Source organism: Spirosoma foliorum (assembly GCF_014117325.1).
In the GTDB taxonomy this organism is placed as follows: Bacteria; Bacteroidota; Bacteroidia; order Cytophagales; family Spirosomataceae; genus Spirosoma; species Spirosoma foliorum.
On the sequence record NZ_CP059732.1, the window covers coordinates 149,420 to 172,043 of the forward strand.

A 22,624-nucleotide genomic window follows, 5' to 3' on the forward strand; every position below is an offset into this window, starting at 1 on the left:
ATTCACTAAAAATCATTAACGTATGCCCCATATCCCGCTTCCAGATGGTGTTCCAGGTATTCGGAGTTTAGTGATGTATCGGCCCGATACGGGTCAGCATCTCTACGATCTGGCACAGGCTTTACTACGATCTGGCTCTCCCGATAGTACGCTATCGGATGCCGAACGAGAACTGATTGCCGCATTCGTGTCAAAGCAGAATCAGACAGCATTCTGTATGAATAGTCATGCCGCTGCGTCTCGCTACCTCTATGCCGATCAGCGCGATCTGGTTGATTTGACTCTGAGCGATCCAACGGCAGCTCCTATCTCGGCAAAGTTGAAGGCATTGGTAGCAATTGCCGGTCATGTGCAGGCCGATGCTCGTACTGTTTCGAATGATCTGGTGGCTGCAGCTCGCGCTGAGGGTGCTACGGATGGCGATATTCATGATACCGTACTAATTGCCGCGTCGTTCTGCATGTATAATCGCTACGTAGACGGTCTGGCAACGCTAACCCCCACCGATCCAGCAGCTTACGAGGCTATGGGCGAGCGGATGGGAACCCTCGGCTATCAATTACCAAAAGCAACGGCTAGCGATGTGGCTAGCCCTGTTACGAATTTATCATAGGTTGGTTATAGTCCCCGGCTGCTTTGCGGCTGGGGTACTATTGCGCTCTGCAAATCAGATGCCATATCTGAAGGTAGAACAAGAAAATAATAACGGGAGGATCTGAAAAGATGCTCTCTGAACAATATATATCATAGGTGACTTGTATTCCCCACCTGTTTTGCGGGTGGGGACATATTATTCATCGACCTTACTTAGCCCATAGTGTATTAGCCATGAATACCCACAAGTACTCACTAGTCTTTACACTAAACATTAAGTGCAACCATGAATCTTCCTACACATTTAAAAACATGCCGAATCAACTTTACTAATGTAAAAAAAATCAGTCAATACGGGTTAATCATCGCTTTTCTATGGATCGTTGCTGCCTGTAAATCACCTACGGAGGATGTGGCTCCCGTGCAAACTGCGGGTACAACCGATGCCTCCGTATCGAACCAATGGACAACTTTGTTCCTGACTGTGGAGCGGTATGCTCCTGGCTACAGACCACCGGTTGCTGCCCGGGCGTTAGCGTATATCGGGCTGGCAGCGTATGAAACGGTTGTGCCAGGTTCGGCGAATTACCGATCGATAGCCCCTGCTTTTTCAGGCCTTGTTATTCCTAAGCCAGAATCGGGTAAAGTATATCGTTGGGATGTAGCTGTAAACGAAGCCTATTACTTGATGATGAAAGGCTTTTTTCCACACGTAGTGGATGCCGACAAAGCCCGAATCGATAGTTTACATACAAAACTGGCCGTAGCTGTTGGGGCCGCCGATGAGCTGGATCGCTCTAAAAAATTTGGTCAGGATGTAGCTTCGGCCGTGCTGGCGTATTCAAAAACTGATGCCGCTGGTGATGCCGCTTATTTGCGTAACCAGCCTACTGATTATGTGCCGCCAACGGGCGTTGGTAAATGGCAACCTACTGCCCCCGATTTTGGCCGGGCATTGTTGCCGTACTGGGGTAAAGTCAGAACCTTCGTGGCCAATGAAGCCGACAAACTAGCCAAAGCTCCGCTGGACTATAGCACGAATGTGAAGTCGACTCTATTTGCGCAAGGGCTGGAAATTTATTCAAACACAACCCCGCTCTCTAAAGAGCAGCAATGGATTGGGGAGTTCTGGAGTGATGATATTTACAAGCTGACATTTGAGCCTGCCGGGCGTTGGATTGCCATTGCTCAACAAGTGGTTGTAAAAGAAAAAGTTGCACTGGATAAAGCCGTTTATACCTATGCAAAAGTGGGAATGGGGTTAAGCGATATTGGCGTTGCTTGCTGGAATTCGAAGTACGTCTATAACATCGAGCGGCCTATTACGTACATCCGCAAGACGGTTGATCCAACCTGGGTTACCCGCTTGAATAATCCAATCAGTATTCTGGTCGGTGTTACGCCACCATTTCCGTCTTATCCATCAGGGCACTCCAGTTTTGGGGGCGTAGCGGCTGAGGTTCTGACGAATATTTATGGACCCGATTATGCCATGACCGACCGTTGCCATGAAGGACGAACTGAGTTCAATGGAGCACCTCGTAGTTTCAATAATTTTTATGAGATGGCGCAGGAGAATGCATACTCCCGAGTGGTACTAGGCGTTCATTACCGCATGGACTGCGAAGAAGGATTACGCATGGGTTATGCCATCGGTCGTAAAGTAAACCAGCTAGTCTGGGAGAAGTAGTTGAATTGAGGATGATAGATAATGGATAATGAATAATGAATAATGAATAATGGATAATGGATAATGGATAATGAATAATGGATAATGGATAATGGATAATGAATAATTGGTAGCGACTCAATACTACTAGCCAACGACTTATCATTACCCATTATCCATTACTCCTTATTCATTATCAGGTGTTTGCATAACCTAACCAATTTATAGAATGCCACATATCGAATTACCTGCCGGATTACCCGGCATTCGTGGGCCAATGGCGTTTAGTCCTGAAACAGCCCGCCCACTTAACGGCCTGGTCAATGTGCTGTTGCGGACCAATGCAAACCGGCCTGAATCGGGCCTGACAGAAGGAGAGCGTGAACTGATTGCCACCTACGTGTCTTCATTGAACGATTGCTTTTTTTGCCAGACCATTCACGGTGCTGTGGCTAGTCATCATCTGGGTGATGAAGACTGGAGCCTTGTTCAATCCGTAAAATGCGATCCGGCATCGGCAGCAATCTCGCCCAAGCTTAAGGCACTACTGACGATTGCCGGAAGTGTTCAGCAAGGAGGGAAGTCGGTAACACCAGAACAAGTTGAAGCGGCTCGTGCCGAAGGCGCTACCGATCACGATATTCACGATACGGTTCTGATTGCGGCAGCGTTTTGTATGTTCAATCGGTATGTCGATGGTTTGGCGACCTGGGCTCCCGAAGATGCGTCCTTGTATCGGTATCGTGCTCAAAAAGTAGCCGAGTATGGGTATACCCACGAAGATCACTACATGCCGCCAGCCCATTAACCACCTGACCCTCTTTCGATGAAGCGTTCGTTTTTGTTCTTTCTGATTCCCATTCTCCTGCTGATTATCCTTGAGGTAATGAGTGTTTATTTCATCATGCCTTTTCCGGGCAGTCAGCTCGGCCTTACAGACGCTGAATCGGGACCTGCCTCACTCGGGCGTGTCGAGCTGGCGTACTGGCTGCACAAAAATATCGGCTGGTTACGAATCGTTGGGTTGCTGCTATTGGCCTATCCTGCCTTTTCGATCATTATAAAGCCACGTCGGACATGGCATCGCTATCTGGCAGGTGGCCTTGTGTTGTTGTATGGAGCCGTGCTCTATCAGGTCAATATGGAAATGATGGCCGACCATATGTTTTTGCAACCTATTCACAAACGAGTAGTGCCAATGAGCGAGAATAAAATCCCGCTTAACAAACTTGTTGTGGGGTATCAGTCAATGGGGCAGGCAACGGCTTACCCAATACAATTGATTGGCTATCATCACCAGGTCCGGGATACGGTAGGTGGCGAACCTGTCATGATTACCTATTGTACCGTTTGCCGAACAGGCCGTGTATTTAGCCCAGTAGTACGTGGACAGGCCGACGAGTTTCGCTTAGTAGGCATGGATCATTTCAATGCCATGTTCGAAGACAAACGAACGGGTAGCTGGTGGCGGCAGGCGACTGGTGAGGCTATTGTAGGGCCGCTAAAAGGAAAAAGCTTAACCGAGCTAACAGGTCGTCAGATGACACTAGGAGAATGGGCTGCCGAACACCCCAACACGCGTGTGTTGCAGGCCGACCCTGCCTTTGCCGAGAAGTTTGACGGCATGAAAAACTACGAACGAGGGCTCTCGAAAGGAAATCTCACCCGTCGTGATTCCGCATCGTGGAAACCTAAATCGTGGGTCATTGGTGTTGAGCGATCAGGCGCCAGCAAAGCGTATGACTGGAATGCGCTGGAGACGAAACGTATTTTAAACGACGTGCTCGGAAATGAACCGCTGTTGTTAACAATGGCTCCCGACAGTGTGTCTTTTGGAGCCTGGAGCCGACGTGTAGGTGTAAAAACGCTCGAGTTTCAATACGCCAACAAAAAACTCACGGATAAAGAAACTGGATCTGTCTGGACATGGCGTGGACATTGTATTGCAGGGGCATTGGTCGGCCAGAGATTGACGGCTATACCCAAAGCACATCAGGAATTCTGGCATTCGTGGCGCAGTTTTCACCCTGATACGGAACGAGATATTACTCAGTAAGAACAGAAAGCCAGGCCGATCGCCTGGCTTTTTTAGTGTCCACTTAGGAGGAAAACGTCAATCGATGCCAGATGCTACGGCTGAACGGCTACTTTTGTATAACCTACCCTAGATTTATGCGATTTGTAGCTTATATAACTAGCCTTGGTCTTTTGTTGAGCCTTACCCGGCAAACCTATGCTCAGGGATCAATTGATGGCTTTATGCGGGGACAACGAAAAGCCAGCCTGGCCATCTTTGGCTCGCAAGAGACCTACGATACCTACTACATCAATACCACCGAAACAAAAAATCCTAACCTTGGTACCGTCACTACCCAGGCCGTGACAGTAGTGGGTACTTATGGCCTGGGCTACGATCTTGATTTGATTGTATCGGCCCCTTATGTCCGCACGCAGGCCAGCGCAGGCTATTTCCCGAAACAGGAAGGCTTTCAGGATTTGACCGGCACGCTTCGGTGGGAGGCTTATGACTATAAATTTGGGAAGACGAAACTCTCCTGGGAGTTTGCAGTAGGCTATTCCATGCCTATGCAGCACTATGTGAACGATGCGATGGTAGCCATTGGTCGTGGATCGCAGAATCTGGATGGGCGAACGCTATTGCATTTTAAAGCCCCCAACTTTTTCATAACCGGGCAATACGGCTACATTCGGCGTGGGCAGGTGAAACTCGACCACATCGTGAATACCTACGACCCAAGTCAGATAAATCCGAATAGCGGTACCAAAGTCAATGTGCCCGATGTTACGGAACTGATCATCCGGGCGGGCTTTGTGTCGAAGGTAGTTAACATAGATGTTTGGGGGCAGCGCCAAACACCGCATAGCGACGGGACCAATATAGGTCCTGGTATTCCATTCCCAACCAATGCTGTCGGCTTTACACGGGTTGGAGCAACGGCTTACTTGCGACTCTTAAAGCAATTCGGATTGACGGCAGGCTATAACACGACACTTGATGGCCGGAATATCGGTAAAAGCACACAAATCAATGCGGGCTTAGTCATTGGACACTGGACCGCAAATAATTAGTCGTTCGCTACAAGATTCATGCTTTTTAAACACTCCGGGGCATGAAAAAGCCCCTCTCCTGTTTTAGGAGAGGGGTTGGGGTGAGGTCATTCAAATGAAAACGCGTAGTCTTTTAGTTGTCTTAAGTACGTTTCTGCTGTGGATGATAAGCTGTAAAGAGCCGATTATCGACGAGGGCGTACTACCATTTATCGTTCCTACGTCTGTCGATGCCGATGGGGGAACGTGGCGAACCATCATTCTGAAATCGGCGGCAGATATAACGGTTCCGCAACCTGTAGCGGTTACGTCGGATGCCTATAAAAAGGAATTTTCGGATGTGAAAAATGGCGTATTAGCCGCCACGCCTGAACAGAACACAGCCGTTAACTACTGGGCTGCGGGAGGGACTATCCGTTGGAATCAGATTGCCCGGCAGCTGGTCGCAAAATACAATCTGGCACCCGGCTATGATTATGCTACTGGTCAGACAACCTCGGCCGATGCTGGAAATCCCTATGCGGGCCCGCCCTTCGCTGCCCGCGTGTATGCCTTGTTGAGTGTTGCTCAGTATGATGCGCTGGTCGTAGCATGGCGGGCTAAGTATCAGTATAACCGACCATCACTGGAACAGCAGGGTGTGGTTGCGAGGATACCCATACTCGATGTGCCTTCTTATCCATCCGAAGATGCGGCCATTGCAGAGGCATCCTGTCAGCTGTTGGCATACTTATTTCCTAATGAACTAAACTGGCTTAAGGCGAAAGCCACCGAACATAAGCAAAGTCGGCTATGGGCCGGAGGGAATGTGCCCAGCGACATCAAAGCGGGTGAAGACCTGGGCGCAACGCTAGTCGCTAAAGTTATTGATCGTGCGAAAAGCGACCGTTTTAGTGCCGCTCTTGATCAAACAAACAGTTGGCAAACCACGCTTGCTAAAGCGCCCTACGACCAGAAATGGAAAAGTACTGAGCTACCCGAACGCGCGCCTATTTTGCCATTGGCAGGTAAAGTAAAAACCTGGTACGATTCAACGGCCATTGTTCGGGCAGCGCCTGCAGTTCCACCGGCCACTACATCGGCAACGTTTCAGAAAGCCCTGAGTGAAGTTCGTGATATAGCCAGCTCGCGTACCCGCGACCAGTGGAGTATTGCCAGTTATTGGGATAATGGGCCCGGTACGTATTCGCTGTCGGGACTTTGGAATTTTCTGGTCGAGGATTTGAGCCGGCAGGAAGGGCAGAATGAGTTACGAACAGCCCGAACCTATGCTTTACTAAATCGAGCGATGCAGGATGCAACAACCGCGAGTTGGCAAACAATGTATACTTATTTTGTGCCACGCCCTTCGCAGATTGACCCGACGATTAAAACGTCTACGGCCATTCCCAATACGCCTGGATACGTAGCCGATCGGGCTGCTGTTTCGACCGCAGCCGCTACCGTACTGGCTTATTTGTTTCCGGACGAAGCTACTCGCCTGAACGCACAAGCAACTGAAGCCGCAATATCGGGCTTGTACAGTGGTACTCAGTTTCGTTTTGATACAGAAGAAGGCGCGAAGCTGGGAAGTACCATCGGGCAATTAGCCATTACTGGCGCAAAGGCTGATGGGGCAAAGTAGCGTTATCAGCCTTTTTCGGGTTTAGAAAAAATACCCGCCTTTCTTATGGAGAAATAATTCTCTGGTGAACGATTCATGAATTGTGTCTGTTGGTATTAATACCAATTGGTATATTTATATCATGAAGAACGAATTGTCGAAGGCAGAACGGACTCGTCAGTTTATTATCGAAAAGACGGCTCCCGTTTTCAATACGAAAGGATATGCGGGTACATCGCTGGCCGATCTGACGGAGGTGACTGGCTTAACGAAAGGCAGTATCTACGGTAATTTCGAGAATAAAGAAGAAGTTGCCCTGGCTTGTTTTGATTACAATCTTAGTCGGATCAATCAGGCAGTGGTAGCACAAATTGCCGAAGCAACGTCCTATTATCAGAAGCTACTGGTCTATGCTCGATTTTATCATAGCTTCACGCGTTCCTCTTTTCTGGATGGGGGCTGCCCCATTCTGAATACCGCAACAGAGGCCGACGATACCAATAACTTACTGAAGGATAAAGCGGCTAAAGCCATTCTGGGTTGGCGAAAACGCCTGACCGATCTTATCAAAGGAGGTATAGAGGTAGGCGAATTCAGGCAAGATGTGGTAGTCGATCAAATGGCCCTGTCCATTATTGCGTTGATTGAAGGCGGCATTATGATTGCCAAAGTGACCAACACCCCCAGTAGTCTCGATAAAGTTCTACAAACGGTAGAGATGCTCATCACACACATGAAAGTCAGTCAGGAGTCGAACTAGCCATTCGATTTCAGACTGACTTTCTTTTTTTTATTAGTAAATATACCAATCGGTATTTTATGAAATCCTCCCGTTTAATTTTACTGACTACAACCGTTATTGCTGCGGCTGTAATGGAGTTGATCGATACATCCATTGTTAACGTTGCTTTATCACACATGAGTGGTAATCTGGGTTCAACGTTGGAAGACACCGCCTGGGTAATCACCTCCTATGCTATTGCCAACGTCATTGTGATTCCGCTAACTGGTTTTCTGGCTGCGCTGCTAGGTCGACGGAGGTATTTTATTGGCTCAGTAGCGCTCTTTACGCTGGCCTCGCTAGCCTGTGGTTTATCGACCAACATTTGGGAACTGGTGGCCTTTCGCTTCATTCAAGGCATTGGCGGAGGGGCGCTCTTATCCACCTCACAGGTAATTGTGTTCGAAGCCTTTCCCGTTAATAAGCGTTCGGTGGCTAGTGCCATATTTGGAATTGGCGTTTTTACGGGACCAACCATCGGTCCAACACTGGGCGGGTATATTCTGGACATAACAACCTGGAACTGGATTTTTCTGGTGAATATTCCCATTGGCCTGGCGGTATTGATTGGCGCCATTTTTCTGGTAGAAGACCCGAAACAATCGCAGAGCGTCACCCATATCGACTATCTGGGTCTGCTTTTATTGATCATTGGTGTAGGGTCATTGCAAATTTTACTGGAGCGGGGCGATCAGGAAGATTGGTTCGAAACAGTCTACATCCGTTACCTGGCCTTAACGGCTGGCTTAGGCATTCTGGGGTTTATCTGGTGGGAACTGCGGATTGATAAACCGATTGTCAACCTTCGGGTATTGCGTAGCCCTACATTGGCCGTAGCCTCATTGCTTACCTTCGTGACGGGCGTAGGGTTGTTTTCCAGCGTCTTTCTAACACCCGTTTTTGCCCAGCGCTTATTAGGTTTCCCCGCTTTAGATACTGGTCTTTTATTATTGCCGGGTGCGTTGATTGCTATTCTAGCCCTGATTATGACCGCCCGACTGCTACAGGCTGGTGTACCTACGCAAGTGATTATTATGGCGGGTTTTGCCCTTTTTATAACGTTTAGCTGGAAAATGGGTCATTTAGGGCCAGATGCGGGCAAGAGTGATTTCTATGTTCCGTTAATTTTTCGCGGAGTCGGGTTGGCGTTGTTGACGGTGCCGTTAACCGCCTTGGCCGTTTCGGGGCTTCGACCCGATGAAATTCCGCAGGGAGCGGCTTTTAACAATATGATGCGGCAGCTTGGGGGCTCATTTGGTATTTCGGGCGTAAATACGTTTTTAGCCAATCGGATGGCTGAACATAGAACAGACTTAGTAACAAATTTAACGCTCAATGATTTGGAGACCGTACAGTGGGTGGGAGCAGTGAGTCGTCGGTTTGTGGCACAGGGATCTACTGAATTAAATGGACTCCAGCAGAGTTACCAGTTACTGGATCAATCGGTTAACCGTCAGGCAGCTGTGTTGAGTTATCTGGATGCCTATATGGCCGTGGGCTTGTTGTTCGTGGCGGCCATGCCTCTGATTTTACTGGTTTTTCGGGCGGGTGCTAAATCGAATGCTCCCGTCGTTTTATCCGACCATTAATCCTGATTTAACTAGACTGACATTGATTTAGCACAACTAGCCGGGCTTATAAACCCGGCTTTTTTGTAACATTGCCCCGTCATTCACGATTTATCAATCAAACCTTGATTGCATGAGCGTTCCTACAACTATTTCCGGCAAATCTACATTGAGCCAATCCACGCAGGGTCAATCGCGCGTTGTGATCGAGCGTGTAACTCCCGAGCTTGATGGTGGCAAGTTTCCTATAAAAGCCTTACCCGGCGATGTCGTGGCTGTTGAAGCCGACATTTTTGCCGATGGACACGATTACCTGGCCGTCGTTCTCTTGTATAAACATGCCAGCGACGAATCCTGGACCGAAAGTGGTATGGCTTTGCTCGGTAACGATCGTTGGGGCGCATCCTTTATCGCCGAAAAGCAAGGCCGATATACGTACACATTTGAAGCCTGGATCGATCATCTGGCTTCGTGGCAGCACGAAGTGCATTTGAAAGTAGCCGATGGCCAGCGCATTACCAGCGAATTGCTGGCGGGTGCTACGTATGTTGATGGTATGCTGGTACGGGCAGGAGGGAAGCTGGACGGCGCCAAAGCAAGGGGTAAAAAGAAAGCAGAGCCAGTTGAGGAATCGGGAGATGTAAAGGTACTTCGGGAAATGGCCGCACTCTTTCGTGACGAAAGTCGGTATGACGAAGCCGTGTCCGTTGCCGAAAGTGATCAGTTCACCTTTTACGCTGCTCGCTACCCCGAACGGCAACACGTAACCCGCTACCAGCACGAGTTGGGCGTAGAAGTAGACCGTGCGCGTGCCGGATTTAGCACCTGGTATTGTTTGTTCCCTCGTTCAGCTGCCCGCGAAGAGGGCAAACATGGTACATTCAAAGATGTAGAGGCCTTATTGCCACGAATTTCGACTATGGGCTTTGATGTGCTGTATCTGCCGCCCATTCATCCCATCGGCACCGCTCATAGAAAAGGCAAAAATAACTCCGTGATCTGTCAACCCGGCGAACCGGGCGTTCCTTATGGAATTGGTTCGGCAGAAGGCGGGCACGATGCCATTCATTCAGAACTAGGCACTGTCGATGAGTTTAAGCATCTGATTGCCATTGCAGCCAACTACGATATGGAGGTGGCTATGGATCTGGCTATTCAGTGCTCTCCCGATCATCCCTGGGCTAAAGATCATCCGGAGTGGTTCAAGAAACGACCTGATGGTACGATTCAATACGCCGAAAATCCACCTAAAAAATACCAGGACATTTATCCGGTTTACTTCGAAACGGACGACTGGCAGAATCTTTGGGAAGAGCTGAAACGCGTTTTGCTCGTATGGGCATCCTGGGGAGTTCGCATTGTACGGGTCGATAATCCACACACAAAGCCATTTGCGTTCTGGGAGTGGGTTATTGCCGAAGTCAAGAAAGAGTTTCCGGATATGTTGTTCCTGGCCGAAGCCTTTACCAAGCCCAAAGTAATGCAGGAACTGGCGAAGGGAGGGTTTGCTCATTCGTACACCTATTACACCTGGCGCAACACAAAGTACGAGTTGGAAGAGTACATGAATGAGCTAACGAAGGGCGAAATGCGCTATTATTTCCGCCCGAACTTCTGGCCAACCACGCATGATATTAATCCCTACAGTTTACAAGGTGGTCATGAACCGCAGTTTTTGATTCGCTATTTCCTGGCGGCTACGCTGTCGAGCAACTACGGTATTTACGGTCCGTCGTTTGAGCTGATGGAGCATATTCCGTTCCCGAATAAAGAAGAGTACCTGAATTCGGAGAAGTATGAAATCCGGTATTGGGACTGGGAGAAAACTAATAAACTAACCTACCTGATTACGCTCGTCAACCGGATTCGGCGCGAAAATGCGGCCTTACAAACGACCAATAACCTGACGTTCTGTGCTGTCAACGACGACGCGATTATGGCTTATCTGAAAATTTCAGGTAATAACCGACTGCTAATTATTGTCAATACTGATGCTTACAATCGCCGGGCAGGTATTGTGCAAGTTCCCATCTGGCAACTAGGTATTGGGCACGATCAAGCTTACACCGTTCATGATCTGCTGACGGGGGCTTACTATACCTGGACAGGCGAGCAGAATTATGTTGAGCTTGATCCCTATGTATTGCCCATGCACCTATTCAGAATTGAAGTGTAGAGAATGATTACAAACCGATAAGGTCTTGGAGACCTTATCGGTTTTGCTCGCTCACAATAAATGAACATGAGCAGACTCTTTTTCTCCGAGTTTACTTTATGCCCTTTAATTCCATTAGCAAACTACTAGTACTTTTTACAATCGCAGGCTTAGTAAGCTGTGAGCCAGACGAGAAACTTACAGGCGTAGCCGCTGGGGCCTCGGGTCTGTATGTTGTTACATCATATATCGTGTCTGGCGATACACTATTCTCGCTTATACCCGGCTCTTCAGGATATCTACCGGGAGTCAATAAGCTTGGCGTCTCTAATTTTATTATAGAGATCAATGCAACTGACTCCGACCGGTCAATGCTGAAAACTTCGTATCGGCAAAATGGCTCGCAATCTACGACCAGCAAAGAGGTACTTGTGAGGTTAACGAACTATGACTACCAGTTTGACCTGGTCAAAACGAATACTACGTCTGCCTACGAAGGGAGTGTTGGAAGGTTCACGAAGTTCTTCTATGAGCGAACAGTAGGAGGGGGGAGTAGTAATCCCTCTCCTTGATCCTTCAACTAATCCTACTCCATCGCCTGCTCAAGAAGTTGTTATCGTAGCGCAACCCGCAAGGTGACTGATTAATTAGCCACTTATTTCTTGTCCTGATTGAGTTCAAATAGATAGCCGTCCAGATCGGAGAAGTATACCTGTACAATGCCATCAAAGCGAACTTGCCGATGATAGGGTATGTTTTTTGATTTCAAGTACTGCTCCGACAAAGGCGCTAGCGAACCAAAACTACCCGACTTTGTGCCCCAACAGGTGTTTCAACGGTTACCGTATATCGTCCAGCCGCTAATCCACGCAGGCTTAGGGTTCGGCTATAATCGCCAGGAGCCAAGTTAATCTCATTGATTACCTTGACTTGCTGGCCGAGTAGATTTGCCAAGGATAAGGTGACTGAGCCTCGTTCGGATTGCGTAAAATCGACGACCAGCGTTTCGGTGGTTGGATTGGGATAAACACGCAACCCCATTGGGGCAGGCTCTGTTGTTGCCGTCACAATGGAGTTTGTCGTTGATTCGACAGTTTTTAAAATCCAGTTGTTTGGGTCAATAACTACGTTCGTAACTACTCCTTTGCCAGATACAGTAAATGTTTGATCGGCCTGATCGTTGAAGACAGTTACCGTTGTATCACCTGCCGCCGATTGAACCAGCATTTGCACAGGCATCGTAAAGGAAGCTGGATTGGTGGATTTTGTATTGCTCTGTTGTAAACGCACCGTAACGGATTTGCCTCCGCCGGTAATGGTTGCCTTGTAAGTAGGATAGCCTTCGCCGTAAATCCATTGCTTAAAGAAATACGCCAGATCTTTGCCGGAGACTTGTTGAGCAACTGCCTGAAAATCTTCTGTAACAGCAGTATTGTAAGCCAATGCGGGCGTAGCGGCATACGTGCGTAACGTGCGATAAAAGGTACTATCGCCCACTATACCTCGAAGCATGTGTAACACGACTGCCCCTTTTGCATAAGTCCTATTGGTATTGAAAATATTATTCACGTTACTAATGTCCTGTACATAAATACTCCCGGTTGCCAGACGGGCCGCCGACATAAACGTATTCATGTAGGATTGATAACCAGCCTGACCACCGACGGACTCTGTATATACGGCTTCGCCATACGAGGCAAAGCCTTCATTAAGCCAGATATTTTGCCAATCACGGCAGGTGATTTTATCACCAAACCATTGGTGGGCAAGCTCATGGGCAATCACGGTCGGAATGAGCGATCGGATTTCCATCGATGTAATGGTTTGATGTTCCATTCCCCCGTTTCCATAGGCAAATTGAGCGTGTCCATATTTCTCTCGCAGAAATGGATAAGGCCCAAATCGATTGGTAAACAACTGGAGCATACTGGGTGTCAGCGCGAGATTATTCTGCACGCTGGCCAGATTTTCAGGATAGATATAGTGCGTAACGGGCATTGTCTGACTCCCATACGTAAAAGGCGTGTCGTATTGCGCGTAGTTTGACACCGCTATCGAAATCAGGTATTGGGCAATCGGGTAGCTGTTTTTCCAAAAGTAGGTTTTGGTGCCGTCAGCGTTGCTTGTCGTACTAACCAGTTTGCCATTGGAAACGGAGACGAACTGCGCTGGAGCAGTAATACGAACAGAGGAGGAGTCAGCTTTATCAGCAGGGGTATCTCGGCAGGGAAACCAATCAGGAGCGCCATAGGGCTCACTTAAACTCCAAATAACAGGATCACTAGTTGTCTCGTGCTTGTCAAATTTGAAACTTCCCTGAGCACTGCTATTCGGAACGCCTTGGTAAAATACCGTTATAGTCAATGCTTGTCCAGTCGCGAGCGGTTGCGAAGGGGTAATGGTCAGCTTATTTTGGGCATGCTGAAACGTTAGCTTCTGGTTGCCCATTTTTACTGAATCAACTCGTAGCCCTTCGCCCGTAGTGGCTGTGGTTGAATTTAAGTCCAGGAAAAAACTGTTCAGTGTAGCTACTGTGCTCTTTAAGGTTATGGTTGCCGCTCCACGCAAATTAGCGGGAGTGGTTGTTAGGTGAAGATCGAGGCCATAATAGGTAACGTCGATAGACGCATCACCGGGGTAAGCGAGCCTTGCTTTAGGGTTGGATGCCAACTGGCCGAAGTAGCGTATTTTTCCAGCCTGACAGAATTGCCAACCCTGCGTGTCGAACTGAGCAAAAGAGATCAGCGGCAAAAAAAATAGAAGGCAGAAGGATATGTTTTTCATGAAGTTGCGTCAGTATTGACTTAACCACTAAACCCGCAATTGGTTAAACGTCTTCATCATCTTCTTCGGGGCTCAGGAAGGCTGGTAAGTTAGGTGTATCTTCTGTTTTTGCTTTTAAGGCTTCCAGCTTTTTCTGATCGGCTTCAGGTAACTGAAGTTGCCAGCCCATCGAACTGGCCAGCTGATACATCATGTACTGAATCTGGTTGTTGGCAATTTTAGGCAGATCGCTCTGCATGGCCCGATCGTTCATGGCCTGTTTGGCTTCTTCTAAAATTTGCGTGTAATCGGCTCCGCTGAAGTGGTTGAGAATACCGGCCTGAATATCGTAGAATTTGTAATCGGTATCGATGGACAGAATTTCGGGTTGGGGAAAGGCTTCGATAATCAATTTTTTCTCCCCGTTATCAGGTGCCCGAAATCGTACCTTGGCAAAATCGAAGCCTACCAATACTTTCGACTTGGCGATGACCATCGCTTTTTTTGGGTCGTTCAGGAGGTATAATATCTTTTTCTGATCCTGATAATTGTAAATTTCCGAGAAATAACCTTCAGCCATAACGACCTTAAATACCTTCTCGATCCGCTCCAGCAAAAGAACCGAATCTCGCTGAACTTCGGTAGTACCCGTACTTTTGCGTAGTGTATTTGCCAGAGCAACACCTCCGCCTGCCCCAACAAGTAGCAGTAAAATGATGGTTAAGAAATCCATGTAGATGGTTAGTGGATCACTGCTTGTACAGTGACTGATTTGGGCGCTTTACTAATCAAATCAGCCAACTGCTGGACATAATCTTTTTTTAGATGCTCGTATTGTCGAACTCCTAGGCTATCATTGGACTGCCTGGAGCGGTCAATTGCATTGTCGACATCGCTCATCAACCGAAGAAGATGCTCAAAGGCTTTCATATAGTTTTGTGTCAGTTCCTGTTCGTTCATTGTATTTGAATCGTTAGAAAGCCTTTCGAGTGTTGTACAAAGGTATCGTCCGGTTTAGTCAATGAGTAACGCGTCATCCATTGCTCTCTATCTTGCTTTGTTTTATGGGTGAAAGCCGGATGATTTTCAGGGTACACTGTCACAAAATAAGCATCAAGGCCCTCTCGCTCCCACTTGTCAGACCATAAATTATCCAGTACATGGTGGTGAAGATTATAAAGTTGATACGGAATAAAGCTGACCAGATCAATGTCTTTCGGATTTTGCTTTAGGGTTACAAAACTTCCATCTATCCACTGAACAAAGTCTTGGCCAATTTCGCTTCGTAGCAATTTATTATATTTTAGCCATTCATTAAAAAGTTGAACACGGGTACTCGAATTAGAAAATAACGCTACAAATCTCTCATAAAAAATAGACGTAGTAACTTCTATTGCTTCGTTGGGAGTTAGTAAGCCGTTGTCAGTGAAACTCAGTACTGTTTCCATAAATGCACAAGAAGGTGCCTAATTTGGGCACCTTCTTGACATAGAAAACCATACAAAGTAACTTACTTCGCGTAAGCCACGGCCCGCATTTCCCGAATAACGGTCACTTTAATTTGACCCGGATACTGCATTTCTTTCTCGATTTTCTGTGAGATTTCGTACGAAAGAACTCCGGCACGTTCGTCAGAAACGTGGTCGGCATCTACCATAATTCGCAGTTCACGACCCGCCTGAATAGCGTAGCATTTGGTAACGCCGGGGAAGTTGCCCGCCAATTCTTCAAGTTCTTTCAGGCGTTTGATATACGACTCCATCATTTCGCGACGGGCACCCGGACGCGAGCCAGATACGGCATCGCAAACCTGAACGATTGGCGAAATCATGCTGGTCATCTCAATTTCGTCGTGGTGAGCACCAATGGCGTTAATGACTTCGGGATTTTCCTTGTATTTTTTTGCCAATTCCATGCCCAGAATAGCGTGGGGGAGTTCGGCTTCTTCGGGCCATACTTTGCCGATATCGTGGAGCAAGCCTGCGCGTTTGGCTAATTTCGCATTCAGCCCTAACTCGGCAGCCATTGTGGCGCAAAGCTTGGCTACTTCACGCGAGTGCTGGAGCAGATTCTGGCCGTAGCTGGACCGGAAACGCATCCGGCCTACCATTTTAATCAGTTCGGGATGGAGTCCGTGGATACCAAGATCGATAACTGTGCGCTCGCCAATCTCCACAATTTCATCTTCGATGTTCTTGCGAGTCTTGGCTACAATCTCTTCAATACGGGCGGGGTGAATACGACCATCCTGTACCAGACGGTGTAAAGATAGGCGGGCAATCTCCCGTCGGACAGGGTCAAAGCCCGAAATGATGATGGCTTCGGGCGTATCATCAACAATAATTTCGACACCAGTGGCTGCTTCTAAAGCGCGGATATTACGGCCTTCACGACCGATTACTTTACCTTTAACATCATCCGATTCGATGTTAAAAACCGACACACAGTTCTCAATGGCATGTTCGGTAGCGGTGCGCTGAATGGTTTCGATGACGACCTTCTTGGCCTCCTTCGTGGCAGTCAATTTGGCTTCTTCAACGATATTTTTGATGTAGGAGGAAGCACGGGTTTCAGCCTCAGCTTTGAGGGTATCAATTAGTTGCTCCCGGGCCTGATCGGCTGAAAGACCAGCAATTTTTTCGAGTTGAGCTACCTGATCGGCCAGCATGCGATCGGCTTCCTGTTGTCGACGATCAACGTCTTCACGGCGCTTATTGAGGGCTTCTATTTGCTGCGAAAGGCTATTTTTCTGCTGACCCAGCTCGTTGCGTTGCTGATTTAATTCTCCTTCACGATTGCGTTGCTGATCGGCCTGTTGAGCGAGCTGTTGTTCCCGTTGTTTGAGCTTACTCTCGTTTTGTAAAAGTAGATTTCGCTTCTGATTGGTTGTTTCTTCAAACTCTGTTTTCAGCTTCAGATATTTCTCTTTAGCCTCCAGCATTCGTTCTTTCTTAATCGTTTCGGCCTGTAATTCAGCATTTTTTAAAATGGATGCTGCTTTCTCTTCCGCTTCTTTTTCGTGCTTTCCACGAACCGTTGCCATCATCTGACGGCCAATCACTATGCCAATACCACCCCCTACGAGGGTAGCAAGAATTGTTAACCAAATGTCCATCGGACTATATCGTTAGGGTTGAACAAATAAACCATCAACCTGCTGCGATACGAGTACCGAATTAGTAATGAATAATTTATAATGTAGAATGTAAAATGGTTTTTGTGTGAAAACTGACCTTATTAACGTTCATTGTACATTACTACTTATTCATTGGATCAACCCGTAATGACCGGCGTGACGACCTGGTCTAATTGAGTTATTTTGTCAAACACCATTTGTTGTAATCGCTGCATCTGTCGTTCTCCTCTGAGCTTGGTAACCAAGCAGTCGAAGGCTATCATTGCCAGAGCTTCCTGCGTTTCAGCAAAGCCCTTTTCCCGGTATTGCTTCAGTTCCTCCTGAATCAGCTTGGCGGCTTCGCGCACAACGGCTTCTGCTTCCGGCTCTACATACAATTTGTAGACACGGTCGGCAATTTTTACGCGAATTGGCAGTTCTTCCATCGCTGCAGTCGGCTCAGATGGGGATTACTCCCCGGAGCCAATTTGGGTTTATGACAAACTACTCAAATGAGCAATGTACCGTTCTATTTCCCGGATATACTCGTCGAGTTGTTGTTTTAATTCAGCATTCGTATCTATATCAGACAAGTTGTCTTGTACAATTATACCACTATCTTTTGAATTTGGTGTATTTTTTTCCTGAATAGGTGGTTTTTTCGTAGCTTATTTAGCACTTTTTGCTCCATTTAAAAGCTCTAGAGAAGAACCGTATTTTTCCTTTTAAGGAGCCATGTAAGCTTTTTTATAGAAATGTAACTGGCTGTTAGTAAGTTAAATGACTGGGTGAGTTACTCCTCTTTTGTGATGTTATTTTACCCTACAGGCACAAGTTTAACAAGTGAATTAAACTGAATCAGGTTTGTGCTTATTCTTTTATTTTTTGGCATCTCATGCCAGTTATTGTATTACTAATTAACGTTCTGTTGACAAATGCAACTTAGATGGCTGCATTCGAAATACTTAGCTGTACTGTATTCGAGCTTTACTTTATCGTAGCGTTTCCCGAATAGAAAGCTCCGCTTCTTGTACTATTCATGTGTCACATATTTTTCCCCTGATTTAATGGCAATGGGGAGCGTGTTTTCGGCAGGAGGGAGGGGGCAGGAGTATTCTGGATTGTAGGCGCAATAGGGATTATAAGCCGAGTTGAAATCCAAAATAGCCCGATTCGCGCTCATTTGATTCGGATTTAATTCCAGATAGCGACCACCCCCATAGGTCTCTTTGGCAGAAGTAGCATCCCTAAACAGAATCGAATAGGTATTCTCGAGTTTTACGATTAGCAACCTACAGGTTTCTCCATTCAAGCTAAAGACAGCATGCGCGAATTTGTCGTAAACCTCTTCTTTCCCGTCGCTCATGTGAACCACAAGCTTCTGCGTTTTATCGGCGAATGGCTCTAACCGGGCTATAACCCGATAGGTTGGGTCAGGAGCAAAATAGCGCAGACCCGTAAAAGCTGCTTTGTCTTTAATAGGTGATTCGCCATCGGTACGGAAGAACTGATCTTTCTTGGTACGTTCAGCATCAATTTGCTGGCGGTATGTCTCGGGCTTAATGGACTCATCTAACCCATCGGCAGAGGTAATACTTCCCCCATCAAAAAAACTATAGTATAGCGCAATGAGAACAACCAGAAAGAGCCCTGTAAGGAAAAACTTATTTTTTAACATAATCGCTGGAAATAAATGACTAGTAACCGATTTTCAAGTCAAAACTCAATATATGTGCCGCAGTGTTTTCGCAAAGAAACGGCGGTTATGAAGTATTTCCCCTCATACTATACCATAGAGAATAACTTTACTGAAAAGAAATATAATAGTCTGCATATACTATATCTGGTCAGGAAAGTCGTATTTTTAGTGAAAATTCGTTCATGTCTAGATTATACTACTTTTAGGTACTTATACTTAGGCTGGTTTTTAATATATTTATGGCCTTCAATTAAACATTTGAGCTTTATCGTAACTTATCAATGAATGGCACAGCTTTGCGAATTAAAAACATTTACGTCAGGAAACGGCAATCTAACTGTTTTTGAAGATGTCATTCCAGGTACTATTCAGCGTGTTTTTTACATTTATGAAGCCGGGAAAGCAGCTCGTGCGGGCCATCGGCATGTAAAATCCTGGAATGCACTTGTTTGCTTAAGCGGAAGTTGCCGAGTATACTGCCATAATGGTACCGAAGAAATTACCTACACGCTAACAAATCCGCGCCAGTGCCTTGTCCTGAAGCCTGAAGACTGGCATATCATGGATGAGTTTTCGCCTGATGCCATCCTGCTGGTAGTTTCAAATGAGCTATATGATAAAGACGATTACATCTACGAGCCTTATCCAAATAGCCGGCAGATTAATGAAGCGATTATGGCCGATTCGCAATGATTCCTTTTTTGGATCTTACGCATGTAAATAAACCTCATCAGTTGGCTATTCAAGCGGCTGCTGAGCGAGTTATAGCGTCGGGTTGGTATATTTTAGGGCGTGAAGTCGAGACATTCGAACGTCAGTTTGCCAATTACTGTCAAACAAAACACTGCATTGGCGTTGCCAACGGGCTCGATGCGCTGACATTGGTGCTGAAAGCGTGGGATTTTCCGGCGGGTAGCGAAGTGATCATCGCATCAAATGCGTATATCGCGTCGGTACTTAGTATTACGCATGCCGGGCTGACGCCTGTATTCGTAGAGCCCGACCCGCAAACTTACCTGCTCGATCCGGCCAAAATTGAACCCGCCATAACGGGAAAGACGAAGGCTATTCTGCCGGTTCATTTATACGGCCGTTGTTGTGACATGGGGCCAATCAATTCACTGGCGCAACGGTATCAACTCAAGGTGCTCGAAGATGCGGCCCAGGCGCATGGGGCTACGTATGCTGGTAAGCAGGCGGGTAATCTCGGCGATGCTGCTGGCTGGAGTTTTTACCCGAGTAAAAACCTGGGTGCGTTAGGCGATGCTGGAGCTATTACCACGAACGACGACGCATTGGCCGAGCAGCTTCGGGCCTGGCGAAACTATGGCTCCGCACAGAAATACATCACCGATTATAGAGGCCATAATAGTCGATTAGACGAACTACAGGCTGCCATACTTTCGGCGAAACTGCAATATCTCGACCGTGAAAATTCCCGTAGGCGAACCATAGCCAGCTTTTACCTGGAGGGTATTCGAAACACCGATATACTGCTACCTCCGGCCGATCAGCTTGATCAGGATGTCTGGCATTTATTTGTGATTCGACACCCTCGGCGTGACAATTTACGAACCTACCTGCGTGATCGGGGTATTGGTACAGATGTCCATTATCCGATTCCTCCGCATCATCAGAAAGCTTATGAATCGTACGCGCATTTGTCGCTCCCAATTTCCGAGCAACTGCACAAGGAGGTCCTCAGTTTACCGCTTAACCCGGCCCTAACTGACACCGATGTGGCTTATATTATTGATGCGATTAATAAATTTTAAGGAGTGACGGATGGTGTATGACGAATGTAGATTACTACTTATTCATCATTCATCATTCATCATTCATCATTCATCATTCATCATTCAACCATGAACTTGTCTGTTGTCATTCCCGTCTATAACAGTGAACGAACGATTGGTCCGTTGGTTGATCGATTGCAGGCGTGTTTGGCTGGCCAGGTATTTGATATTGTACTGGTCAATGATGGCAGTGCCGACGGTTCAGAGATGATTTGTCAACAGCTGGAGACCAGATTTGCGAATGTTAAGTTTGTGTCGCTCCGTCGAAATTTTGGCGAGTTTAATGCCGTTTTGTGTGGACTCAATCATGCAAATGGTCAATACGTAGTTATCATCGACGATGATTTTCAGAATCCACCCGAAGCGATCCTGACGCTTGTTGCCCATGCTGAAGCGAATGGGCACGATGTAGTTTACAGTCACTATGCGCAAAAGCAGCATCATTGGTTTAGGAATCTGGGAAGTTGGTTGGTTAACACGTTAACCACTTATTCGATTGGTAAACCCCGAAATCTGTATTTATCGAGTTTTAAGTTGATTCGGAGTGAGGTGGTTGCGGAAATTATTCGTTATCGCGGCCCGTACCCCTACATTGACGGCCTTATTTTTCGGGTGACGCGCAACGTTGGCAGCGTTGAGGTACCGCATAACGCCCGTGCTGAAGGACGCTCAAGCTATACCTTTCGAAAATTAGTTGGCTTAACCCTAAATGTATTCATTGGGTATTCTCTGTGGCCAATTCGCGTGTTTACGGTGTTTGGCCTAGTTCTATTTGGTTTGGGTTTACTTGCGGGTCTGGCCTTGTTGATAGGTTGGCTAGTCAGTGCATTCATTCTACCAGGATGGAGTATTGTACTATGGGGCATTGTCACCGGACTGGGTTTGCAACTGCTTTTTCTGGGTGTATTGGGCGAATATCTTGGCAAACTATTCATGGCTTATAGTGGGTTGCCGCCCTATGTAGAAAAAAAGCAAGCTGTGGCAACGCCCTCTGCCCCGAACCCCTTGGCCCTATCTCCTAAACTATGATTGGTCGTTCAGAAGAATATGCGAAAATGTTCGAGCTGGAAGGCCAATTGTGGTGGTACCGAAACCTTCACGAACGTGTTGTAACAGCTCTTGAGCGACAATTTGGTGATCGCCGGGATATTCAAATTCTGGATGCCGGTTGTGGTACAGGTGGGATGCTCGATTTCTTACGTCGGCGGGGTTACACACAGCTTCGTGGAATTGATGGATCGACAGATGCCGTGGCGTTTTGCAACGAGCGTGGCTTCTCGGTTACGTTTTTGGATTTGACGACACTCGCCAGCTTTGAGCCTGCAATTCAATATGACGCCATTATCTGCAATGATGTATTTTGCTACTTTACCGAATCCGAGCTGCCACCGCTTTTGTTGGCGTTAGCGCGCCGGTTAAAATCTGAGGGTATTTTGGTGAGCAACAATAATGCGTTTTCCGTATTTGAGGGGCAGCACGATATTGCTGTTGGCATACTACGACGGTTTGTTCTAACCGATTTTGAGCAACTAATGCCGCCAACTGGATTACGAATACAGCGGGCAACGTATTGGAGCTTTGTGTTATCGCCCATGATTTTGCTTATGCGTAGATGGCAACGATTACAACTACGACTCGGCTGGCAAAAGCCCGAAAATGCCCAATCGGATGTGTACTTGCCTAGCCACTGGCTTAACGAGACGCTGTATCGAATTGTCCGAACCGAACAAAAATTCATGAGCCGAACCCCATTTGGTAGTTCGCTGTTTATGGTAGTCAGTAGTCAGCACCCGTCTGTCAAGTAAAAACAAC

Annotated in this window: 21 protein-coding genes; 14 read left to right on the top strand and 7 right to left on the bottom strand. The window is 47.1% G+C overall.

Annotated elements, in window-relative coordinates:
- The first annotated feature begins 22 nt into the window (after positions 1 to 22).
- The 10 genes from H3H32_RS00605 (at position 23) to H3H32_RS00650 (ending at position 12,011) form a co-directional block, all read left to right on the top strand.
- Positions 23 to 613, top strand: coding sequence for a carboxymuconolactone decarboxylase family protein (locus H3H32_RS00605; RefSeq protein ID WP_182460761.1), 591 nt, complete (start codon positions 23 to 25; stop codon positions 611 to 613).
- A gap of 267 nt (positions 614 to 880) precedes the next feature.
- Positions 881 to 2,284 carry a vanadium-dependent haloperoxidase gene (locus tag H3H32_RS00610; protein WP_182460762.1) on the top strand — a complete coding sequence of 468 codons (1,404 nt, stop codon included), beginning with the start codon at positions 881 to 883 and terminating at the stop codon, positions 2,282 to 2,284.
- Between the two features lie 208 nt (positions 2,285 to 2,492).
- On the top strand, positions 2,493 to 3,071 hold the full coding sequence (locus tag H3H32_RS00615) for a carboxymuconolactone decarboxylase family protein (protein ID WP_182460763.1): 579 nt from the start codon (positions 2,493 to 2,495) through the stop codon (positions 3,069 to 3,071).
- 18 nt (positions 3,072 to 3,089) lie between these two features.
- Complete coding sequence (locus H3H32_RS00620; RefSeq protein WP_182460764.1) at positions 3,090 to 4,319, top strand: DUF3179 domain-containing (seleno)protein; 1,230 nt, start codon at positions 3,090 to 3,092, stop codon at positions 4,317 to 4,319.
- Positions 4,320 to 4,435: 116 nt separating this feature from the next.
- The gene (locus H3H32_RS00625) at positions 4,436 to 5,353 is read left to right on the top strand and encodes a hypothetical protein (protein ID WP_182460765.1); all 918 of its coding nucleotides are present in this window, start codon (positions 4,436 to 4,438) and stop codon (positions 5,351 to 5,353) included.
- 94 nt (positions 5,354 to 5,447) lie between these two features.
- Positions 5,448 to 6,956 carry a phosphatase PAP2 family protein gene (locus tag H3H32_RS00630; RefSeq protein ID WP_182460766.1) on the top strand — a complete coding sequence of 503 codons (1,509 nt, stop codon included), beginning with the start codon at positions 5,448 to 5,450 and terminating at the stop codon, positions 6,954 to 6,956.
- A gap of 121 nt (positions 6,957 to 7,077) precedes the next feature.
- Positions 7,078 to 7,695: a TetR/AcrR family transcriptional regulator gene (locus H3H32_RS00635; protein WP_182460767.1), complete on the top strand. Its 618-nt coding sequence runs from the start codon at positions 7,078 to 7,080 to the stop codon at positions 7,693 to 7,695.
- 59 nt (positions 7,696 to 7,754) lie between these two features.
- Complete coding sequence (locus tag H3H32_RS00640) at positions 7,755 to 9,305, top strand: DHA2 family efflux MFS transporter permease subunit (RefSeq protein WP_182460768.1); 1,551 nt, start codon at positions 7,755 to 7,757, stop codon at positions 9,303 to 9,305.
- Positions 9,306 to 9,417: 112 nt separating this feature from the next.
- Positions 9,418 to 11,460 carry an alpha-1,4-glucan--maltose-1-phosphate maltosyltransferase gene (locus tag H3H32_RS00645; RefSeq protein ID WP_182460769.1) on the top strand — a complete coding sequence of 681 codons (2,043 nt, stop codon included), beginning with the start codon at positions 9,418 to 9,420 and terminating at the stop codon, positions 11,458 to 11,460.
- Between the two features lie 98 nt (positions 11,461 to 11,558).
- Positions 11,559 to 12,011 carry a hypothetical protein gene (locus H3H32_RS00650; protein WP_240543617.1) on the top strand — a complete coding sequence of 151 codons (453 nt, stop codon included), beginning with the start codon at positions 11,559 to 11,561 and terminating at the stop codon, positions 12,009 to 12,011.
- Between the two features lie 217 nt (positions 12,012 to 12,228).
- On the opposite strand, the gene H3H32_RS00660 is transcribed toward H3H32_RS00650, so the two are convergent.
- From H3H32_RS00660 to H3H32_RS00690, 7 genes are all read right to left on the bottom strand, one after another.
- Entirely contained in the window at positions 12,229 to 14,223 is a 1,995-nt protein-coding gene (locus H3H32_RS00660; RefSeq protein WP_182460770.1) for a M1 family aminopeptidase, read from the bottom strand.
- A 43-nt stretch (positions 14,224 to 14,266) separates the two neighbouring features.
- Positions 14,267 to 14,935: a DUF4230 domain-containing protein gene (locus tag H3H32_RS00665; RefSeq protein WP_182460771.1), complete on the bottom strand. Its 669-nt coding sequence runs from the start codon at positions 14,933 to 14,935 to the stop codon at positions 14,267 to 14,269.
- 8 nt (positions 14,936 to 14,943) lie between these two features.
- On the bottom strand, positions 14,944 to 15,162 hold the full coding sequence (locus H3H32_RS00670) for a hypothetical protein (protein ID WP_182460772.1): 219 nt from the start codon (positions 15,160 to 15,162) through the stop codon (positions 14,944 to 14,946).
- Positions 15,159 to 15,650, bottom strand: a complete 492-nt coding sequence (locus H3H32_RS00675; RefSeq protein ID WP_182460773.1) for a DUF6932 family protein — start codon at positions 15,648 to 15,650, stop codon at positions 15,159 to 15,161. The genes H3H32_RS00670 and H3H32_RS00675 overlap by 4 nt, the downstream gene beginning before the upstream one ends.
- Before the next feature lie 62 nt (positions 15,651 to 15,712).
- Positions 15,713 to 17,317, bottom strand: a complete 1,605-nt coding sequence (rny, locus tag H3H32_RS00680) for a ribonuclease Y (protein WP_182460774.1) — start codon at positions 17,315 to 17,317, stop codon at positions 15,713 to 15,715.
- A gap of 158 nt (positions 17,318 to 17,475) precedes the next feature.
- Entirely contained in the window at positions 17,476 to 17,763 is a 288-nt protein-coding gene (locus H3H32_RS00685) for a cell division protein ZapA (RefSeq protein ID WP_182460775.1), read from the bottom strand.
- A 587-nt stretch (positions 17,764 to 18,350) separates the two neighbouring features.
- Complete coding sequence (locus tag H3H32_RS00690; RefSeq protein WP_182460776.1) at positions 18,351 to 18,995, bottom strand: DUF1684 domain-containing protein; 645 nt, start codon at positions 18,993 to 18,995, stop codon at positions 18,351 to 18,353.
- A 306-nt stretch (positions 18,996 to 19,301) separates the two neighbouring features.
- Here H3H32_RS00690 and H3H32_RS00695 point away from each other — a divergent pair, with 306 nt between their 5' ends.
- The 4 genes from H3H32_RS00695 (at position 19,302) to H3H32_RS00710 (ending at position 22,617) form a co-directional block, all read left to right on the top strand.
- Positions 19,302 to 19,709 (top strand): sugar 3,4-ketoisomerase, encoded by a 408-nt coding sequence (locus H3H32_RS00695; RefSeq protein ID WP_182460777.1) that lies wholly within the window; start codon positions 19,302 to 19,304, stop codon positions 19,707 to 19,709.
- Entirely contained in the window at positions 19,706 to 20,791 is a 1,086-nt protein-coding gene (locus H3H32_RS00700; RefSeq protein ID WP_182460778.1) for a DegT/DnrJ/EryC1/StrS family aminotransferase, read from the top strand. The genes H3H32_RS00695 and H3H32_RS00700 overlap by 4 nt, the downstream gene beginning before the upstream one ends.
- A gap of 90 nt (positions 20,792 to 20,881) precedes the next feature.
- Positions 20,882 to 21,841, top strand: a complete 960-nt coding sequence (locus H3H32_RS00705; RefSeq protein ID WP_182460779.1) for a glycosyltransferase family 2 protein — start codon at positions 20,882 to 20,884, stop codon at positions 21,839 to 21,841.
- On the top strand, positions 21,838 to 22,617 hold the full coding sequence (locus H3H32_RS00710) for a class I SAM-dependent DNA methyltransferase (protein ID WP_182460780.1): 780 nt from the start codon (positions 21,838 to 21,840) through the stop codon (positions 22,615 to 22,617). The genes H3H32_RS00705 and H3H32_RS00710 overlap by 4 nt, the downstream gene beginning before the upstream one ends.
- Positions 22,618 to 22,624 lie beyond the last annotated feature (7 nt).

Coding starts and splice junctions, on each gene's coding strand:
- H3H32_RS00665 (WP_182460771.1), bottom strand. CDS start 14,935: ATGGATTTCTTAACCATCATTTTACTGCTACTTGTTGGGGCAGGCGGA.
- H3H32_RS00645 (WP_182460769.1), top strand. CDS start 9,418: ATGAGCGTTCCTACAACTATTTCCGGCAAATCTACATTGAGCCAATCC.
- H3H32_RS00650 (WP_240543617.1), top strand. CDS start 11,559: ATGCCCTTTAATTCCATTAGCAAACTACTAGTACTTTTTACAATCGCA.
- H3H32_RS00690 (WP_182460776.1), bottom strand. CDS start 18,995: ATGTTAAAAAATAAGTTTTTCCTTACAGGGCTCTTTCTGGTTGTTCTC.
- H3H32_RS00605 (WP_182460761.1), top strand. CDS start 23: ATGCCCCATATCCCGCTTCCAGATGGTGTTCCAGGTATTCGGAGTTTA.
- H3H32_RS00700 (WP_182460778.1), top strand. CDS start 19,706: ATGATTCCTTTTTTGGATCTTACGCATGTAAATAAACCTCATCAGTTG.
- H3H32_RS00615 (WP_182460763.1), top strand. CDS start 2,493: ATGCCACATATCGAATTACCTGCCGGATTACCCGGCATTCGTGGGCCA.
- H3H32_RS00670 (WP_182460772.1), bottom strand. CDS start 15,162: ATGAACGAACAGGAACTGACACAAAACTATATGAAAGCCTTTGAGCAT.
- H3H32_RS00705 (WP_182460779.1), top strand. CDS start 20,882: ATGAACTTGTCTGTTGTCATTCCCGTCTATAACAGTGAACGAACGATT.
- H3H32_RS00675 (WP_182460773.1), bottom strand. CDS start 15,650: ATGGAAACAGTACTGAGTTTCACTGACAACGGCTTACTAACTCCCAAC.
- rny (WP_182460774.1), bottom strand. CDS start 17,317: ATGGACATTTGGTTAACAATTCTTGCTACCCTCGTAGGGGGTGGTATT.
- H3H32_RS00620 (WP_182460764.1), top strand. CDS start 3,090: ATGAAGCGTTCGTTTTTGTTCTTTCTGATTCCCATTCTCCTGCTGATT.
- H3H32_RS00625 (WP_182460765.1), top strand. CDS start 4,436: ATGCGATTTGTAGCTTATATAACTAGCCTTGGTCTTTTGTTGAGCCTT.
- H3H32_RS00635 (WP_182460767.1), top strand. CDS start 7,078: ATGAAGAACGAATTGTCGAAGGCAGAACGGACTCGTCAGTTTATTATC.
- H3H32_RS00685 (WP_182460775.1), bottom strand. CDS start 17,763: ATGGAAGAACTGCCAATTCGCGTAAAAATTGCCGACCGTGTCTACAAA.
- H3H32_RS00630 (WP_182460766.1), top strand. CDS start 5,448: ATGAAAACGCGTAGTCTTTTAGTTGTCTTAAGTACGTTTCTGCTGTGG.
- H3H32_RS00610 (WP_182460762.1), top strand. CDS start 881: ATGAATCTTCCTACACATTTAAAAACATGCCGAATCAACTTTACTAAT.
- H3H32_RS00640 (WP_182460768.1), top strand. CDS start 7,755: ATGAAATCCTCCCGTTTAATTTTACTGACTACAACCGTTATTGCTGCG.
- H3H32_RS00710 (WP_182460780.1), top strand. CDS start 21,838: ATGATTGGTCGTTCAGAAGAATATGCGAAAATGTTCGAGCTGGAAGGC.
- H3H32_RS00660 (WP_182460770.1), bottom strand. CDS start 14,223: ATGAAAAACATATCCTTCTGCCTTCTATTTTTTTTGCCGCTGATCTCT.
- H3H32_RS00695 (WP_182460777.1), top strand. CDS start 19,302: ATGGCACAGCTTTGCGAATTAAAAACATTTACGTCAGGAAACGGCAAT.